At 44.1% G+C, this 15748-nt stretch carries 16 protein-coding genes; 5 read left to right on the top strand and 11 right to left on the bottom strand.

Features of this window, described 5'->3' with window-relative positions:
• Positions 1 to 2 precede the first annotated feature (2 nt).
• From ispG to RTS09_RS04680, 5 genes are all read right to left on the bottom strand, one after another.
• Positions 3 to 1118 (bottom strand): flavodoxin-dependent (E)-4-hydroxy-3-methylbut-2-enyl-diphosphate synthase, encoded by a 1116-nt coding sequence (gene ispG, locus RTS09_RS04700; protein WP_065252735.1) that lies wholly within the window; start codon positions 1116 to 1118, stop codon positions 3 to 5.
• A 64-nt stretch (positions 1119 to 1182) separates the two neighbouring features.
• Entirely contained in the window at positions 1183 to 2091 is a 909-nt protein-coding gene (locus RTS09_RS04695; protein ID WP_144917733.1) for a helix-turn-helix domain-containing protein, read from the bottom strand.
• Between the two features lies 1 nt (position 2092).
• Positions 2093 to 2905 carry a type IV pilus biogenesis/stability protein PilW gene (gene pilW / locus RTS09_RS04690; RefSeq protein WP_312534763.1) on the bottom strand — a complete coding sequence of 271 codons (813 nt, stop codon included), beginning with the start codon at positions 2903 to 2905 and terminating at the stop codon, positions 2093 to 2095.
• 349 nt (positions 2906 to 3254) lie between these two features.
• Positions 3255 to 4454, bottom strand: a complete 1200-nt coding sequence (gene rlmN, locus RTS09_RS04685) for a dual-specificity RNA methyltransferase RlmN (protein ID WP_312534761.1) — start codon at positions 4452 to 4454, stop codon at positions 3255 to 3257.
• Positions 4455 to 4630: 176 nt separating this feature from the next.
• Positions 4631 to 4813 carry a hypothetical protein gene (locus RTS09_RS04680; protein ID WP_312534758.1) on the bottom strand — a complete coding sequence of 61 codons (183 nt, stop codon included), beginning with the start codon at positions 4811 to 4813 and terminating at the stop codon, positions 4631 to 4633.
• Positions 4814 to 5066: 253 nt separating this feature from the next.
• Here RTS09_RS04680 and dusB point away from each other — a divergent pair, with 253 nt between their 5' ends.
• The 3 genes from dusB (at position 5067) to RTS09_RS04665 (ending at position 7897) form a co-directional block, all read left to right on the top strand.
• Entirely contained in the window at positions 5067 to 6065 is a 999-nt protein-coding gene (dusB, locus tag RTS09_RS04675) for a tRNA dihydrouridine synthase DusB (RefSeq protein WP_312534755.1), read from the top strand.
• A 179-nt stretch (positions 6066 to 6244) separates the two neighbouring features.
• Positions 6245 to 6883, top strand: coding sequence for a peroxiredoxin (locus RTS09_RS04670; protein ID WP_159676347.1), 639 nt, complete (start codon positions 6245 to 6247; stop codon positions 6881 to 6883).
• A 162-nt stretch (positions 6884 to 7045) separates the two neighbouring features.
• Positions 7046 to 7897 carry an META domain-containing protein gene (locus RTS09_RS04665; RefSeq protein ID WP_312534753.1) on the top strand — a complete coding sequence of 284 codons (852 nt, stop codon included), beginning with the start codon at positions 7046 to 7048 and terminating at the stop codon, positions 7895 to 7897.
• A gap of 57 nt (positions 7898 to 7954) precedes the next feature.
• Here the strand turns inward: RTS09_RS04665 and rlmKL are convergent, their stop codons facing one another.
• The 5 genes from rlmKL to queC form a co-directional block, all read right to left on the bottom strand.
• On the bottom strand, positions 7955 to 10201 hold the full coding sequence (gene rlmKL, locus RTS09_RS04660; protein ID WP_312534750.1) for a bifunctional 23S rRNA (guanine(2069)-N(7))-methyltransferase RlmK/23S rRNA (guanine(2445)-N(2))-methyltransferase RlmL: 2247 nt from the start codon (positions 10199 to 10201) through the stop codon (positions 7955 to 7957).
• An 82-nt stretch (positions 10202 to 10283) separates the two neighbouring features.
• Positions 10284 to 11414 (bottom strand): mechanosensitive ion channel family protein, encoded by a 1131-nt coding sequence (locus tag RTS09_RS04655; RefSeq protein WP_312534748.1) that lies wholly within the window; start codon positions 11412 to 11414, stop codon positions 10284 to 10286.
• Positions 11415 to 11464: 50 nt separating this feature from the next.
• Positions 11465 to 11965 carry a peroxiredoxin gene (locus tag RTS09_RS04650; protein WP_312534746.1) on the bottom strand — a complete coding sequence of 167 codons (501 nt, stop codon included), beginning with the start codon at positions 11963 to 11965 and terminating at the stop codon, positions 11465 to 11467.
• Positions 11966 to 12139: 174 nt separating this feature from the next.
• Positions 12140 to 12454 carry a hypothetical protein gene (locus RTS09_RS04645; protein WP_036589692.1) on the bottom strand — a complete coding sequence of 105 codons (315 nt, stop codon included), beginning with the start codon at positions 12452 to 12454 and terminating at the stop codon, positions 12140 to 12142.
• Positions 12455 to 12561: 107 nt separating this feature from the next.
• Positions 12562 to 13272, bottom strand: coding sequence for a 7-cyano-7-deazaguanine synthase QueC (gene queC, locus RTS09_RS04640; protein WP_312534743.1), 711 nt, complete (start codon positions 13270 to 13272; stop codon positions 12562 to 12564).
• Between the two features lie 281 nt (positions 13273 to 13553).
• Here queC and RTS09_RS04635 point away from each other — a divergent pair, with 281 nt between their 5' ends.
• Together RTS09_RS04635 and RTS09_RS04630 are read left to right on the top strand one after the other, a co-directional pair.
• Entirely contained in the window at positions 13554 to 14426 is an 873-nt protein-coding gene (locus tag RTS09_RS04635) for a DNA/RNA non-specific endonuclease (protein WP_312534741.1), read from the top strand.
• Between the two features lie 45 nt (positions 14427 to 14471).
• Positions 14472 to 14741, top strand: coding sequence for a hypothetical protein (locus RTS09_RS04630; RefSeq protein ID WP_050325408.1), 270 nt, complete (start codon positions 14472 to 14474; stop codon positions 14739 to 14741).
• A 67-nt stretch (positions 14742 to 14808) separates the two neighbouring features.
• On the opposite strand, the gene RTS09_RS04625 is transcribed toward RTS09_RS04630, so the two are convergent.
• Positions 14809 to 15579 carry a MipA/OmpV family protein gene (locus RTS09_RS04625; protein ID WP_312534738.1) on the bottom strand — a complete coding sequence of 257 codons (771 nt, stop codon included), beginning with the start codon at positions 15577 to 15579 and terminating at the stop codon, positions 14809 to 14811.
• Between the last annotated feature and the right edge of the window lie 169 nt (positions 15580 to 15748).

Genomic DNA, 15748 nt, shown 5'->3' with positions numbered 1-15748 from the left:
AATTATTTAACCCGTAAAATTTCATTGGCGCGCTGGGCTTCACGCTCAGCCACTTTTTGACGGACCATGGCTTCAATCTCATCAGCAAGCTTGGTGGTATCAATCAAATGTGATTTTTCCCCATTTTTATATACTAGGCTATTTGGACTAGCACCCACCACGCCGATATCCGATTCTTTGGCTTCCCCTGGACCATTGACTTTACAGCCAATCACTGACACATCCATTGGCTCACGGATATCCTCTAGACGTTTTTCTAAGTCCATCATCACCCGAATCACATCAAACTCTTGGCGTGAGCAGCTGGGGCAGGCGATAAAATTCACCCCATTACTACGGATACCCAGTGATTTTAAGATATCAAAACCGATTTTAATTTCTTCTTCTGGCTCAGCGGCTAGCGAAATACGCATGGTATCACCAATGCCTTCTAGCAGTAATCCGCCTAAGGCAATCGCAGACTTAACGGTACCGGTACGGTATACCCCCGCTTCTGTCACACCTAAATGCAAGGGATTGTCAACTTGTGCAGAAATCAGCCGATACGCATCCATGGTCAAAAACACATTACTAGCTTTGACTGAGATTTTAAACTGATCAAAGCTATTACGATCTAAAATATCAATATGGCGCATCGCCGATTCAAGCATGGCTTCACCCGTGGGTTCACCATATTTTTTTTGGATATCTTTTTCTAGTGACCCCGCGTTTACGCCAATACGCATACTAATCCCATGATGTTTGGCGGCGGCAATCACTTCACGCACTTTTTGTTCATTGCCGATATTACCTGGGTTGATACGTAAGCAGTCTGCACCTGCATCAGCCACCGCCAGTGCAATTTTATAATCAAAATGAACGTCTGCCACTAGGGGCACAGAAACTTGTCTTTTGATTTCGGCAAAGGCTTTTACACTTTCCATCGTTGGCGTTGAGACGCGCATCAGATCAGCACCGGCATCGACACAGCGCTGAATCTGTGCCACAGTGGCATCGATATCACAGGTATCGGTATTGGTCATACTTTGCACACTAATGGGGGCGTCACCGCCTACTGCGACATTACCGACGTAGATTTTTTTGGTGAGTTTACGTTTGATGGGGTTATGCGCTGACATAGGCGTTCCTATTATTATAACTGTTATAACGAATGGTTTAGCGTATTTTTAAAGTTATAAGCCGTTAAGGTTTTAAAGTAAAATTGGCTTTATCGTTTTGGGCATAATTGCTTAATTTAATCGGTTGTTTGTTCAAATCCAAGCTCACATTGCTGGCTTTATCGATATTGACTTGAAACGGCGCTTGACCGGTCAATTGGTAACTACCGCGTGCTTGATCGCCATCTAAAATCGTATTGCCTGTCGCATCGACAATGGTGATTTTGGTGGTATCTTTCACAAAAATGTCAAGCGAAGCTTTGGCACCAGCTTGTCCTGTCGCTGCTGTACCACTGGCATTATCAGCACTCACCGCAACACCAGTAATCGCAGAGCCCGTGGCGGGTAACCCACTGGCAGTCACCGTGTTAGTCACAATCGCTGAGCCTGCATTGTTAAGCGACGCACCGCTGACTTGGTCTTGGGTTGGCATACTGGCAACAGCGCTAGCGGGGGCTTGTTCAACCGAGTCATTATGTGCTTTGCTAACTTTATTAAAAATAAAAATCGCAAGCCCCAATACCAATAAAATACCACCAATGACAAAAGGGTTAATACGCACACTGGGACGCGCTTCACGATTAAGCGTACCCATCGGCTGCATCGGGGCATTGATGACCGTGGCATATTTTTGTTTGAGGGTAGCGGGGTACTGGGCATCAAAACTTTGTGCGACCAGATTTTTATCCAAACCCAAAAAACGCCCATAGGTCGTGGCAAAACCGCGCGCAAATGTAGGCTGTGGCAAGGCGTCAAAATCATTGGCTTCAAGCGCTCGAAGATGACTTTTTAAAATGAAAGTTTTGGCAGCCACATCGTCAATCGATAAGCCTTTTTTCTCACGGGCTTGTTTAAAACGCTGACCCAAAAGCTGGGTTGTGTCATGAACAGGGGTAGAGTTTTGTTGATTGTCGGTGTTATTGCTGTTTTCCATCTTATTTCCAAGTTGACGTTGGGGTTAAAAGTCCAGAACGAATCTGCTTTGCTTCATCGCTAAGGGGATAGCGGTCCAAAAGCTGCTGCGCTAATTTTTGCACTTCCATGGTATTGTTTGCAAGCTTGGCAAGCCTAATCCCTTGCGATAAAGTGCGCGGGTCAAGGTTGGCTTGACCAATAATTCTAACCAAATCATTATACAGCGCCTGCGCCTCCAAAAATTTGCCATCGGCCAATAAAATATCAATAAGCTCTGTACGGGCGACGATACTTTGGCGGTTGGCATCGAGCGCTTTGATAAATGATTGTACTGCGAGCGGTTTGTTTTTGACCTTTAATGCTGTACGCCCTAAATTCTCTAACGCACTGGCACGACCGTCATACCCTAACGCAGAACCGGCAATTTGAAACTGGGCAATCGCTTCTTGGTTACGACTGAGTTGGGCGAGATAGACGCCATAATTGTTGTTTGCTTGACTAAAGTCAGGATTGAGGGCGATAGCATTTTTAAAATAAGCTTCGGCTTTTTGCATATTGCGCGGGCTGCCTTCTTGCTGCAATAACACGCCCATCATATCATTGGCTTCTGCTGACTTTGGATAAGACTTTAATGCACTTTCTAACTGTCGTTTGGCATCGTCTAATTTACCACCACGAATATATTCAGCGGCAATCGCGGTGCGAATTCTGGCGATTTCTTCTGGATTTTTTTCCCAACGACTGGGGTCACTGGCAGTAACTGTCTGCGTGGTGACTTGTCGGGTAGTGGTACAACCGGTTAGGCAAAGGCTGAAGCTTGAAAGGCCAATCATACCTACCGCAAAAACCTTCGATAAAAAATTTGATTTGCCCAGCATTTTATCATTGTATTCTATATGGTGGTCGTATAATTGACACAAAATAGCAGATTGACTGTGGTATAGATGAGTTTGACGTGAGTGACATGGTGGCATAACAAACTTACTCATAATCAAATGAACTAAATTGAATAGTTAAAAATTTTGACAGTAGATAACCAATTTTAATTGTCGATAAAACCCAACAGCAAAACAAGCCTATCACTAAAAATGGCTATTACTATAGCAAAAAAACCTTGATAACACCAACCGATAAGGCTAACTTGCGCCTTTATCACACCAAACTATTATAATGATAAAAGATTTAATGAGACGCTTTAGATTGTAACGTTTTGGACACTTTTTCTTGCCATTTTTTTGCCCGACGGGTTTTATCAGTGACTTGTCCAACCAATTGTCCACATGCCGCATCAATGTCATCACCACGGGTTTGGCGAATGGTACAGACAAAGCCTGCTTGGTTCAAGATATTGCTAAATGCATGGATGCGATTGTTGCTAGAGCGTCCGTAAGGCGCGTGCGGGAACGGGTTAAACGGAATCAAATTAATTTTGCAGGGTAAATCTTTGAGCAGATTGACCAACTGACGGGCGTGTTCATCCGTGTCATTGACGTCTTTTAACATCACATATTCGATGGTGACGTGCTTTTTATGACGGGGGTTTTCGTCATATACATAAGATTTGGCGGCGGCTATCAGCTCTTTGAGTGGATATTTTTTATTGATGGGTACCAGTTCATTACGCAGTTCATCATTGGGTGCATGTAGGCTGATGGCAAGTGCCACATCAATGTCTTTGGCAAGCTCATACATCTTTGGCACGATGCCCGATGTTGATAGGGTAACGCGGCGTTTGGACAAGCCAAAACCAAAATCATCGAGCATCAATGACATACTGGCTACCACAGGCTCATAATTTAACAGCGGTTCACCCATGCCCATCATCACCACATTAGTAACCCGATTTTCACGTTCAGTGACAGGCACATTTTCCATATAAGACTGGTTGGCAACCCACAGCTGTCCGATAATTTCGCTAGGCGATAAGTCCCGCTCAAAGCCTTGTTTGCCGGTGCTACAAAACGAGCAGTCAAGCGCACAGCCGACTTGCGAGGAAATACACAAGGTCTTACGTCCAAACTGTTTGTTATCGTCAGCTGGGATGAGCACAGTTTCCACCAGCGAGCCACCTGCTACTTCAAACACCCATTTACGGGTGCCATCTTCGCTAAATTGTTTAAACTTGACAGTGGGCGGGGTGACAGTGGCCACTTCGTCCAATGTTTCTTGTAGTTTTTTTGACAAGTTCGTCATTTGATAAAAATCGGTCACGCCAAACTGATAAATCCACTTCATGACTTGGGTGGCGCGGAAGGGTTTTTCGCCTAGATTGGCAAAAAATTGTCCAAGCTCAGCCTTGCTCATGCCAAGTAAATTGGTTTTTGCGGTAAGGTCTTGGGGATTAACCATTTCTGGGTTTTGAATGACAGGAATTTGGGTCATAGCGGTGGTATAAGCGTGTCAAATAAACAAGATAGTATACTAAAATCTCAACGAGTTGTCATGGTAAAACATAGTGACTTGTCAGCGGCTTTATATACAATATCTTTACCTCCCATATGTTGCCCAAATTGGCATCGCTCAATGGGTAAAATATCGACAAATCAAATAGCGGTGAATCAAATAGCGATAATAAGAATTATCATAATTAAGCATAAAAATGCCAATAACCACTTCCATTCAAGCGAAACAAAATCAACCATACGGCGAGCCACCCTTGCAGACCAATGGGGCAGCTGATAAATCACTTCGCCATTGACATGCTTATCGCCTCGATACCAAAGTTTAAGCTGTTTTAACATATGTTTATGCCCATTTCTATGTCTAAATCTATGTCTAAAAAATTGATGAGTATGACACTATTAAACTTCTATTGGGTTAAGTCTATATGACAAAGAGATAAAAAATCGTAACAAATTGATATAAAAACTCACCCGATTGTTTAAAAGAAGGCGAAATGGGGAATTTCACTAACTGGGCGAATTTCTCGCCAAAGCACGAACAATAAAAGTTATAATGTTCCCCCATTTTTGAGCCCGTCATTCTTTTGTATTTATGTCCAACCATCCATTGCTCACTCCCCTCAATATCGGCGACCAGACCATCGCCAACCGCATCATCGTTGCGCCGATGGCAGGCGTTACTGATAAGCCTTTTCGCATGCTGGCTAAGTCCTTTGGCGCAGGGCATGCCGTGTCAGAGATGATGACGTCTGATGCCACGTTATTTGCCCATCACAAAACGCTGTATCGTGCCAATTTTGATGGCGAAATCGCGCCTATTTCTGCGCAAATCGCTGGTTCAGACCCAGAAAAAATCGCCGAAGCCGCTCGCTATCAAGTTGCCAATGGGGCGCAAATTGTCGATATCAATATGGGTTGCCCGGCAAAAAAAGTTTGCAAAAAGCTTGCTGGTTCAGCGCTACTCAAAGATGAAGATTTGGTCAAGCGACTATTAGATGCCACGGTCAATGCAGTGGATGTACCAGTCACGCTAAAAACCCGTCTAGGCTATGCCAATGGCGAAGAAAATATTTTACGTGTCGCAAAAATGGCAGAAGAGGCAGGTATCGCCATGATTGTAATTCATGGACGCACCCGAGAAGATAAATATCTGGGCAGCGCTCGCTATGAGTTAATTAAAGAGGTCAAAAATCTTCTCACCATTCCTGTTATCGTCAATGGGGATATCGACAGCCCGCAAAAAGCCAAACAAGTATATGAGCAAACAGGCGCTGATGGCATTATGATTGGGCGGGCAGGGCAAGGGCAGCCTTGGATTTTTCGTGATATTGCGCATTATCTAAAGACTGGTGAAATCCTGCCCAGTCAAACGATGGATGAGTTAAAAGAGATTGTATTGAGCCATTTGCAAGAGATTTATGCATTTTATGGCGAATACTCGGGGTGTCGTATCGCTCGTAAACATATTGCTTGGTATACATCAGGCATTGCCAATTCCAATGCGTTTCGCCAAGCCATGTATGAAGAAGATACCACCACTGGGCAGTTTAACGTGGTTGCGCGGTTTTTAAAGACCGCGAAATTTGATTAAAACCTTTACTATAAAACAGCCTATCGTAGAGTGCTTATGCCTTTTTAGAAACAAAGATTCGCAAAAAGTCATGATTAATGAATTTAGAATCTGTTAAAATTTTGCTGAGTCTGTGTGATAGACCGATATCAAACAATAACCACATATTATTAATCAAATCAAATTATAAGGAGTCAGCGATGGCACAATTACGAATTGGCGACACGGCACCAAATTTTGACGCACAAACCACCGAAGGCAATATCAATTTTTACGATTGGCAAGGTGATAACTGGGTGGTTTTATTCTCACATCCGGCAGACTTTACCCCAGTTTGCACCACGGAGTTAGGACGCACGGCATCATTGGGTGATGAATTCAAAAAGCGCCATGTCAAACCCATTGCTTTATCAGTCGATAGCGTAGAAGACCATAAAACTTGGGCGGGCGATATCTCAGAAACCCAAGGTTGCGAGGTGAATTTCCCCATCATTGCAGACGCGGACAAAAAAGTATCGGAAGCTTACGACATGATTCACCCAAATGCGTCAACCACGCACACGGTTCGCAGCGTATTCATTATCGATCCACAGCATAAACTGCGGTTAACTTTCACTTACCCAGCCGCTGTAGGTCGTAACTTCAATGAAATTTTACGGGTGATTGATGCCTTGCAATTGTCAGATAATTATGGCATTGCAACGCCAGTTGAGTGGCAAGACGGGGATGATGTGATTATCCCGCCGAGCGTCAAAAACGAAGAAATCGCCGCGAAATTCCCAAAAGGTCATAAAGAAATTAAGCCTTATCTGCGCACCACGCCACAACCGAATAAATAACCGTTTATGTTAAGTTTAAAATCAAAAACCTAGTCGCTTGACTGGGTTTTTTTATGCCAACTCTTCCATTAAATATACTCAACTAAATTTACAGAACGGATGCTGAATAACCATAAATATTTGGCTAAACTTCAATTAATGGCGTAATAATGGATATAAAGAATGATAAACAATCAAGTTAAAGGTAGCTTTAAAACCAGCGCATTGCTCATGCTTGCCCTGACGGGTTGCCAAACGGTGAATACTAACCCATCAGCGCCGAGTGAAAGAGTGCCTGATGCCCAGCCTGCGATATTTATTGGTAAAGCACCCACTGTGGATGATTTGCAAAGTTATCATTGGCAACTATCTGGCGTGAATGCTTATCCCAACAGTACCAATCCACCGCCATCCGATCACTTGAAGCCGCAAATTGATAACCACAAGGTAACACTTGATTTCACCCAAAATCGCATCAGTTACAGTGTAGGCTGTAATCAATTATCGAGTGGCTATAGGTTACAAGGGGACAAGCTACAGGCAAGCACCAATGCGGTGACTACCTTGATGGGTTGCGGCTCTCTACAACAAAGTGAAACTTGGTTGGCCCAGCAAATGCAAAGCCAAAGTCAACTATCAATGATGATAATGAGCTGGCAAACACATGCAATGTTGCAACAAGATCTGGCAGACGGCACTGCGTTAATTTGGGATGGCATATTAAAGCCTGAAGTAAAATACGGCAAAGGGGAAACCGTATTTTTGGAGGTCAAACCCAAGTGGCAGTATTGCGACAACATGACCGATAGAAAATGCCTAGAAGTGCGTGACATCAATTATAACACGCAGGGATTAAAAACAGCGGTGGGTCAATGGTATCTTCTAGATGCGCCTATCATCAATTATCGTCATGACGAAAGCGCACAGCGGGTTTTGCGCTTGACTCGCTATCGCACCCCACCGACCGATACCAAAGGCTATGGCAACCTTTATCAGCTTGATAGCGTGATTGAAACCAAGACTCTGGCAAAATAACCGAACTCATCAAAAAAAGTGATGGCTAACACGAGGCATCGCTTTTTTATTGGCAAATTATTTGTGGCGAATCGCCCACGACTGGTGAATAGGGCGTTTACTATCAAAATCAAAGCCAATGGTTTGGTTGGTCATTTCTTCAACGTGATAACGGTTGTTGATTTCGTCATCGAGCACAAATTTGGTAAAGTTATTGGAAAAATACAACACGCCTTCAGCGGATAAGCGATTCATGGCACGGTTGATGAGTGGTACGTGGTCGCGCTGCACATCAAAGGTTCCTTGAAATTTCTTGGAATTAGAAAAAGTCGGCGGATCGATAAAAATCACATCGTACTGCTCGGTGTTGCTTTTAATCCATTCAAAAATATCTTGGGCAATAAACTGGTAGCTTGGCAAATCTGGCAAGCCGTTTAGGGCAAAATTTTTGCGTCCCCAGTCCAAATAGTTTTGTGATAAATCCACCGATGTCACCGCTTTTGCCCCGCCCAATGCCGCATGCACACTGGCAGTACAAGTATAAGCAAACAGATTAAGCACCGTTTTACCGCGTGCGTTCTCTGCAATAATTTTTCGGATGCTGCGATGGTCAAGAAATAACCCTGTATCCAAATAATCGCTAAAGTTCACCAAAAAATACGCCCGTTGGTTGTTGGCGGTTGGCTCGCTGACCACATGGAACTTACCCGAATTGGCTTTTTTCTCATACTGCTCATTGCCGGATTGGCGGGCGCGGGTTTTGATAAACACTTGCTCACGGTTCACTTGCAAGGCTTCACGCACGCCATGCAGCGCTAGATTAAAACGTTTTTTGGCGGTCTCTAACGGGATTGATTTGGGGGCGGCATATTCTTGCACATGCACAAATTCGCCATACACATCCACCGCTACTTTAAAATCAGGTAAGTCGGCATCATACACCCGCAGATTGGTCACGCCTTGTTTGTGAGCGAGTTTGCGCAGATTGGCAAGATTTTTTTGTAGTCGATTGACAAAATCTTGACCTTCTTCTACGGTGATTTCACGCTTTTCAAAACGCGTAATAAGCGGTGTGTCTTTACTCTTTAACAGCTCACCATAACGAAAATACACGGTGATAGCGCCATTATGACAGCGTAGGGTTTTTGGCTCAGCAAGGGGTAGTACGTCAGCTTGTTCAACTTTGGCAGCGAGGACACCCAAAGTCACTCTGGCAGGGCTATCTGCAAACAGGGCTTGTAATTTTTTACCCAGACCTTGATACAAGGGTTTAATCAATTCTTCTTCACCCAGACGCTCACCATACGGTGGGTTGGTGATAAACAGGGGATTGACCCAACCATTGACTTGTTTTTCTAGTGCCAAATTAAGGGTCGCCAGTGACCGCTGCTGCAAGGTAATACGGTTGATGATAGGCGTCAAACCTGCGGCGATTAAATTTTTATGCGTGGCTCGAACCGCGCCTGAGTCCATATCAAAAGCAAATACCGCGGGCATCTCGCCATTTGCCATGGCATTTAGGCGATGATGAAAACGGGTTTGCGCGTCTTGCACCATAGCCTCCCAAAGGGCAGTATCATGATGTTGCCATGCATAAAACCCAAATTGGCTATCGGCTTTATCCAGTCCTACGGCATAATCTGCGCTCATCAGCAAGGCTTCAATAATCAGCGTGCCTGAGCCGCACATCGGGTCGACAATACTGTCAAATTGGGTGGTGTGAAAATTCACGCTATAGAGTAGGGCAGCAGCCAAGTTTTCTTTGAGTGGCGCTTCAGTCATCGCAGCACGATAACCACGGCGGTGCAAACTGGTACCTGATAAGTCTAAATACAATTCAGCTTGTTTGTCACCCACCGTAGCGACAATGCCAAAATCGGGGTTTTTATCGACATTGGGGCGACGACCGAACTGCTCGTTAAATTGGTCGGCAATCGCATCTTTGACGCGCAGCATGGTGAATTGCTGGTTGGCTTGTACGCGCTTATCTAGGGTCAAACGAATCGCAAAGGTTTGTTCCAAATCAAATAATTGGGTCCATTTGACCGTTTTGGCAAAGGTATAGAGCTGTTCTGCAATATCGTACTCGGGATTGATGTTCTTTTTGCCCAGTGGTAACAATACCCGCGATGCCACACGAGACCATAGACAAACTTGATAAATCTGCGCTAACGTCAATGTCGCCATCAGCCGACCCGTGCGCTCAATTTGTGTATCTATACCAAAGCTTGCCAGCTCAGTTTGCAAGGGAATCTCTAGCCCATCGGCACAAGTGATTACAATGTGAAAAGTTTGCCCAACGGGCGTTGTATTGCTGTCTGTCATAAATACTGCCAAAAAAAGTCAAAGTTAATTAATGGCGTATTTTAGCATGATTAGCAAAGGACAAATGATAGAATGTCTGAAATTATGGGGAAGTTTTTACCGATGGGGCTACTTCGTTTGGCATTGCGCTTGGCATTAACAGCTGCATATGAGGATAAGGTGTAGCAATGCTGGCATCATCTAGTGCTACTTTGATTTGTTCGCGTAGATTTTCTTTGATAAATGGCATTCGAGACACGTGTGGCGGATTGACCCAAAACCGCACGATAAAAAACACCCCAAAATCGCCAATTTTATCCACCGTCGCTGTGGGCGCAGGACGCTCCAATACCTCTTTGGTATTGGCTAAAATATCAAGAATGATAGCGCGAGCGCTTTCGATATCCGCTTCCAACGCGATACGCACTTCAATATCAAAACGAATCAGATTTTTGGCAGTTAAATTAATGACTTCGGCTGAGGCAACGGTTGAATTGGGGAAAATCACGGTGATATTATCACGGGTCAAAATTTGGGTAGTGCGCAAGGCGATTTGCACCACTTTACCTTCTTTTTCATTAATGCTGACCCAATCACCGACTTGAAACGACTGCTCAATCAAAATGGTGATACCGGCAATAAAGTTGGCGAGTGTGGCTTGCGCGGCAAAACCCACTGCGATACCTGCAATCCCAAGACCTGCGACCACAGACACAATGTCAAAACCAAACTGCGACATCACCGAGGCAATCCACAATACGATGATGAGCATGGACAACAAATTATGCAGTAATTGTTCAATCGACGCGTTTAGCCCATAATTTTTGAGCATTTTTTGCATCAAATAACCGAGGTTGTACCACGCCATATAAAAAATCACTGACCAAATACCCGCTTTGGCAGTGGCTTTGACTGTTTCAGGTTCAAAATTAAGCTGACTCATCACCGCAAGCAAACTTGAAAATAACCACATCAACCGTGCGATGAGCCTTAACGATTGGCTGTATTTACTGTCTTTGGCGATAAAACGGGCAGAATTGATGAGCAATAAACTTAACCGATAGACCACGCCCAAAATTGCCAACAGCACCATGATTTTGATGCCTGTACTGGCAAGTTTGGAGAGATACAGCGGCCAATTAACCGCTTCGTCTTCGAGCGAACCACCGACTGCTTTATAGACGTCATAATACAAGTCGTGATAGATATTTTTAAAAAATTGGTTCACGGACATACAATGAGTGATCTCGAGTCAGAAAATCAAAATAATATAAGGCGTTTAGATTAAAGAGTGGGCAATATCGCAAGTAATTTATCCATATGCCCCTTGGCGCGGACATTGCGCATCTCATAAACCAGCTTGCCTGCATTGTCGAAAATTAAGGTTGAACGTACCACGCCAAGGCTGACTTTGCCGTACAGTTTTTTTTCGGCAATGATGTCAAAATGTTGGCAAAGTTGTTCATCGGTATCACTCACCAACGCAAAATTAATCTGTTGGTTGGCGATAAATTTTTCATGGCTTTTGACACTATCTCTTGATACGCCAATGACTTGGTAGCCAAGCTGCTGCAATTGGGTCAAATGCTGGCTAAAATCTTGGGCTTGCACACTACAGCCTGCGGTGTTGTCTTTTGGATAAAAGTACAGAATTAAGCCTTTGTCTGCTTGTTTGGCATAAGCTAGCAGATTGATTTGACGCTGGATAAATTGCGGCTGATTTGTAGAATGACGGCTGGTATCCGCTTCAACCGTGGTGACTAAAAAATTGGGTAGTTGAGTCATGGACATTTCCCAAGCAAAAATTGCACTAACAATATCAGAAAGCCAGATTGAGTACAAACTTCTTCATGCGACAAAATAAAAAAAGACCAGTAAACAACTGGTCTGGTGGTGCGGCGCTATCGATTCTGCAATTGACGATTGCACAAGTGACTATATCATTAATGATGGAATCGATTAGGGACGGGCTTTATTAAATTTAACGCCGTTGCCACACGCTTTCATACGCGCACTAATGGTTTGGAAAGTTTTGTTTTGGCGAACATCTTTACCACTTTTTACCCAGGTATCAAGCTCATTTTTTTGCGCTTGGGTGATTTTTGCTTGTTCATCTACCACACAAGTACATACTTTTTTTGCAGAAGCGGCATCAGTGATGTGTTTTTCGGTCATTTGGGTAGCGCAAGCATTGACGTATTGTGGGTTTGCGGCATGTGCGGCAAACGGCAAAACCATGCTAGCAAATAGGGTCACGATGGCTGAATGTTTCATAGTTTATCCTCATAAGAGACAGCAGTATAGAACAGCAGGTGTTCAATCGTACAATGGCTAGCTTTACCGTTGACGCAATAAAGCTGGCAGGATTTGATGATGATAGATTACTGATAAATAGTCGGGTCATCTATTTCAGCTTGTAAAAAACCTTGCTGTCGTAAATAACAGCTATCGCAGTGCCCGCAGGCGCGCCCTTCGCTATCTGCGCGGTAGCATGACACGGTCAAAGCATAATCCACCCCCAGCGATACCCCGAGCTTAATGATTTCTGCTTTACTTAAATGCAACAATGGCGTTGCAATGTGGAGATGATTGCCCATCACACCGGCTTTGGTAGCGAGATTTGCCATCTTTTCAAAGGCTTCAATATATTCAGGACGACAATCAGGATAGCCTGAGTAATCGACTGCATTGACGCCAATCACAATGGCATTGGACTGTGTCACCTCTGCCAATGCCAGCGCATACGACAAAAAGATGGTATTACGCGCGGGTACATAGGTGATTGGAATGCTGTCATTATGCTGATTATCGCTAAAATCTGTTTGTTTGGCATCGGGCACCACCAGCGAAGCATCGGTCAACGCCGAGCCACCTAACTGTGCCAAATCAATATCGATAATACGGTGGTTGACTTGGGCTGTCGCGGCGATTTTTTTGGCGGCATTAAGTTCGCTATTGTGGCGCTGACCGTAGTTAAAGCTTACCGCTGTGACGTTGGCATAATTGGCTTTTGCCCAGTAAAGGCAAGTCACGGAATCTAGCCCGCCCGAGAGTAAGACGACGGCGTTTTGTGGTGTGGTTGATGTACTCATAGAGAATTTACTAACGACAAAAGGTGTATTTTATCAGAACTTAAGGAATTGTTGATGGGAAAATATTGGGATAAAAGTAGTCAACGCAATATTAGCCAAAAAACATTTCAAAAAACTGCTATCACTGCCAGTAAATATTTGCGTATTCCACCCAAATACCTTATAAAATAACCAAGAAGTTTTAAACTGAGCTTTAAACTACGTTATCCGACACTTTAGCCCAACCCCTACCACTGTAGTCATTGTGCCATTTTTCATTTTTTCTTTTTTTAAGGTCACTTATGATAGTTCAAACCCATTTTGTTACTAACAATGCCATCTTATCAGCCATAAGCGTTGGCTTGCTGTATGTGACAGGTTGTAGTGTTGCGCCCTCAACCGCCAAGCCCGATAGCAATACCATTACTATCCCTACTATTCCTGCCACCCAAGCGAACCCAGATACCCAAGCACTCACCACGCGCTCGCTAGACAAGGCGTTACAAAAATGCGCCAGCGAGTTTTTGGAGAAAACCCAGCCGACAATGACCGCTAAGCTTTCGCAAAAAACTTACCCCCTGTGCTTTAATGGCTTTGCGGTGATGTATTCGGGTGTCACCAAGACCCCTATTTGGGTCGCTGAGCATTTGACGCGACAACGAATAACGGCTGCCAAAACTTTGGTCAGAGAGGATAACTTTCATGAAGAAACTCGCCTGCCAACCGAGGTGCGTAGCTTATTGAGCGATTATACCCGTACCGGATTTGATAGAGGACATTTAGCGCCCAATGCTGATATGGCAAACTCGGACTCACAATTTGATAGCTTTAGTTTAGCCAATATCGCCCCACAAACACCTGACAACAACCGTACAACTTGGGTGAAAATTGAAACACAAACTCGCAACTTGACCAACCAATACGGCTCAGCTTATGTGGTGACAGGGGTAGCGTTCTTAACACCGGAAGTCCAACGGCTAAAAAATCGCGTGTTGGTGCCATCGCATTTTTTTAAAGCGGTATATTTGCCATCACAACATCAAGCGATAGCGTTTTTTAGCCCGAATGATGATAGCGGAACCGTTGAAAAAATTAGCCTAAGCACACTTAAAAAACGCACCGGGGTCAATGCGTTTCCCAGTTTGCCGAGCGATGTAGCCACTATTTCACCATAATCAGAGTAAGTAACTAGCAAATCAACAACTAGACAGGGGGAAAAGATGAGTGCTTTTAAACCATTTCAAAATGATAGCCAAAGCGTTGGCTTGGGCGAATTTACCCTTGAGAATCAAGGAGAGCAAGTCAATCTCTATGGCAGTGCGACGTTTACGTTGGATAAACAAAGTTTAGCCACGGCAAAACAATTACAAGATGTGTTGAACCAAATCATTGCGTATTTAGAAGTCCATCAAGCGCAAACGGTGGAAAAATCTGCCACGCAACAGCAGCAAGCGTCGCACGTGGACGAAGTAAGTAATCCTTTCTTATAAATAAAAAAAGCGCAAATCAAACAATTTGCGCTTTTTATGAGTCAACTATTCATTGGTAAACTAGGCATTAAAACTGATAGTTAAAGCCAATTTTCGTTTTGCTATCGACACGGTTATCAACCAGTGGGCTGTCTTTTTGCTCATCGCTCAAATACTCTAAATGCTGACTGATAAACGCACTCCAGCGTGGTGAAATTGCATAACTGGCACTGACATTGACATAGGGGGTAACGCTACTATCAGCGTTATAAGCTTTTATCCCGGTGCGTAGCGATTCTTGCTCAGAAACACCAAAGTAGTAATTGTTGTACTTGTCATTGTACCACTGCAGTCCTAACTCAGGATAAATGGTGATTTTATCATCCATTGCCTTAAATCTGCTTAAGTGCGCCACTTTTGCGCTAGTACCATCACTGCGACCTAAGGCATCAGTTTCCACTTGCGCTTTAAAGCCACCATACGGGGTGATGCGCATATAGCTGGTGCCCACCATAGCAGACCATTTACGCTCATCGAGTCCTTTTAACGCCGCTGTGCTCGCATCATCTGGATCAAATGAACGGCTATCGTAGCTTGCGGTCAATCGCCATTCGTTTTGTGCATCTTTGTAGGGATAATAACCTGCTTCACTGCCTTCAATGTAGAGTCGATTGTTGTCATAAAATGCCTGTGGCATGACCGTAACATCATTGTCCTTGTCGTACGCATAATGGTTGATAGACGCGTTTAACCCTAGTTTAAAGCGGGCATTGGTATCCACTGGCATGGAGGCTGCGTGGGCAAGTGTTGTGCCCAACATACTGGCAAGTACCAGACAAGGTGCGAAAAATTGTTTCATAAAAACATCCTGTGAGAGTGGGTCATACAAAAAAGTGCTGACAGGCGTAAAGCGTAGAAAATAACAACCAATTTGCCTGTGAACCATACAGCAAGATGATAAATTTATTATGGCTTGACTTCCTCCCCTCCCTAAAGTGAGGGGATTCCTTCTACAAGACGGTTAAGCC

It is taken from the genome of Moraxella sp. CTOTU47618 (assembly GCF_032017425.1).
GTDB lineage: Bacteria > Pseudomonadota > Gammaproteobacteria > Pseudomonadales > Moraxellaceae > Faucicola > Faucicola tetraodonis.
This window is presented reverse-complemented; position numbering and strand designations above follow the sequence as displayed.

What these genes read in the sequence shown, in the direction of transcription:
- rlmKL (WP_312534750.1), bottom strand. Translation starts at nt 10,201, where the DNA reads ATGACAGACAGCAATACAACGCCCGTTGGGCAAACTTTTCACATTGTA.
- RTS09_RS04650 (WP_312534746.1), bottom strand. Translation starts at nt 11,965, where the DNA reads ATGACTCAACTACCCAATTTTTTAGTCACCACGGTTGAAGCGGATACC.
- RTS09_RS04695 (WP_144917733.1), bottom strand. Translation starts at nt 2,091, where the DNA reads ATGGAAAACAGCAATAACACCGACAATCAACAAAACTCTACCCCTGTT.
- dusB (WP_312534755.1), top strand. Translation starts at nt 5,067, where the DNA reads ATGTCCAACCATCCATTGCTCACTCCCCTCAATATCGGCGACCAGACC.
- ispG (WP_065252735.1), bottom strand. Translation starts at nt 1,118, where the DNA reads ATGTCAGCGCATAACCCCATCAAACGTAAACTCACCAAAAAAATCTAC.
- RTS09_RS04670 (WP_159676347.1), top strand. Translation starts at nt 6,245, where the DNA reads ATGGCACAATTACGAATTGGCGACACGGCACCAAATTTTGACGCACAA.
- RTS09_RS04680 (WP_312534758.1), bottom strand. Translation starts at nt 4,813, where the DNA reads ATGTTAAAACAGCTTAAACTTTGGTATCGAGGCGATAAGCATGTCAAT.
- RTS09_RS04625 (WP_312534738.1), bottom strand. Translation starts at nt 15,579, where the DNA reads ATGAAACAATTTTTCGCACCTTGTCTGGTACTTGCCAGTATGTTGGGC.
- rlmN (WP_312534761.1), bottom strand. Translation starts at nt 4,454, where the DNA reads ATGACCCAAATTCCTGTCATTCAAAACCCAGAAATGGTTAATCCCCAA.
- RTS09_RS04645 (WP_036589692.1), bottom strand. Translation starts at nt 12,454, where the DNA reads ATGAAACATTCAGCCATCGTGACCCTATTTGCTAGCATGGTTTTGCCG.
- RTS09_RS04655 (WP_312534748.1), bottom strand. Translation starts at nt 11,414, where the DNA reads ATGTCCGTGAACCAATTTTTTAAAAATATCTATCACGACTTGTATTAT.
- RTS09_RS04665 (WP_312534753.1), top strand. Translation starts at nt 7,046, where the DNA reads ATGATAAACAATCAAGTTAAAGGTAGCTTTAAAACCAGCGCATTGCTC.
- RTS09_RS04635 (WP_312534741.1), top strand. Translation starts at nt 13,554, where the DNA reads ATGATAGTTCAAACCCATTTTGTTACTAACAATGCCATCTTATCAGCC.
- queC (WP_312534743.1), bottom strand. Translation starts at nt 13,272, where the DNA reads ATGAGTACATCAACCACACCACAAAACGCCGTCGTCTTACTCTCGGGC.
- pilW (WP_312534763.1), bottom strand. Translation starts at nt 2,905, where the DNA reads ATGATTGGCCTTTCAAGCTTCAGCCTTTGCCTAACCGGTTGTACCACT.
- RTS09_RS04630 (WP_050325408.1), top strand. Translation starts at nt 14,472, where the DNA reads ATGAGTGCTTTTAAACCATTTCAAAATGATAGCCAAAGCGTTGGCTTG.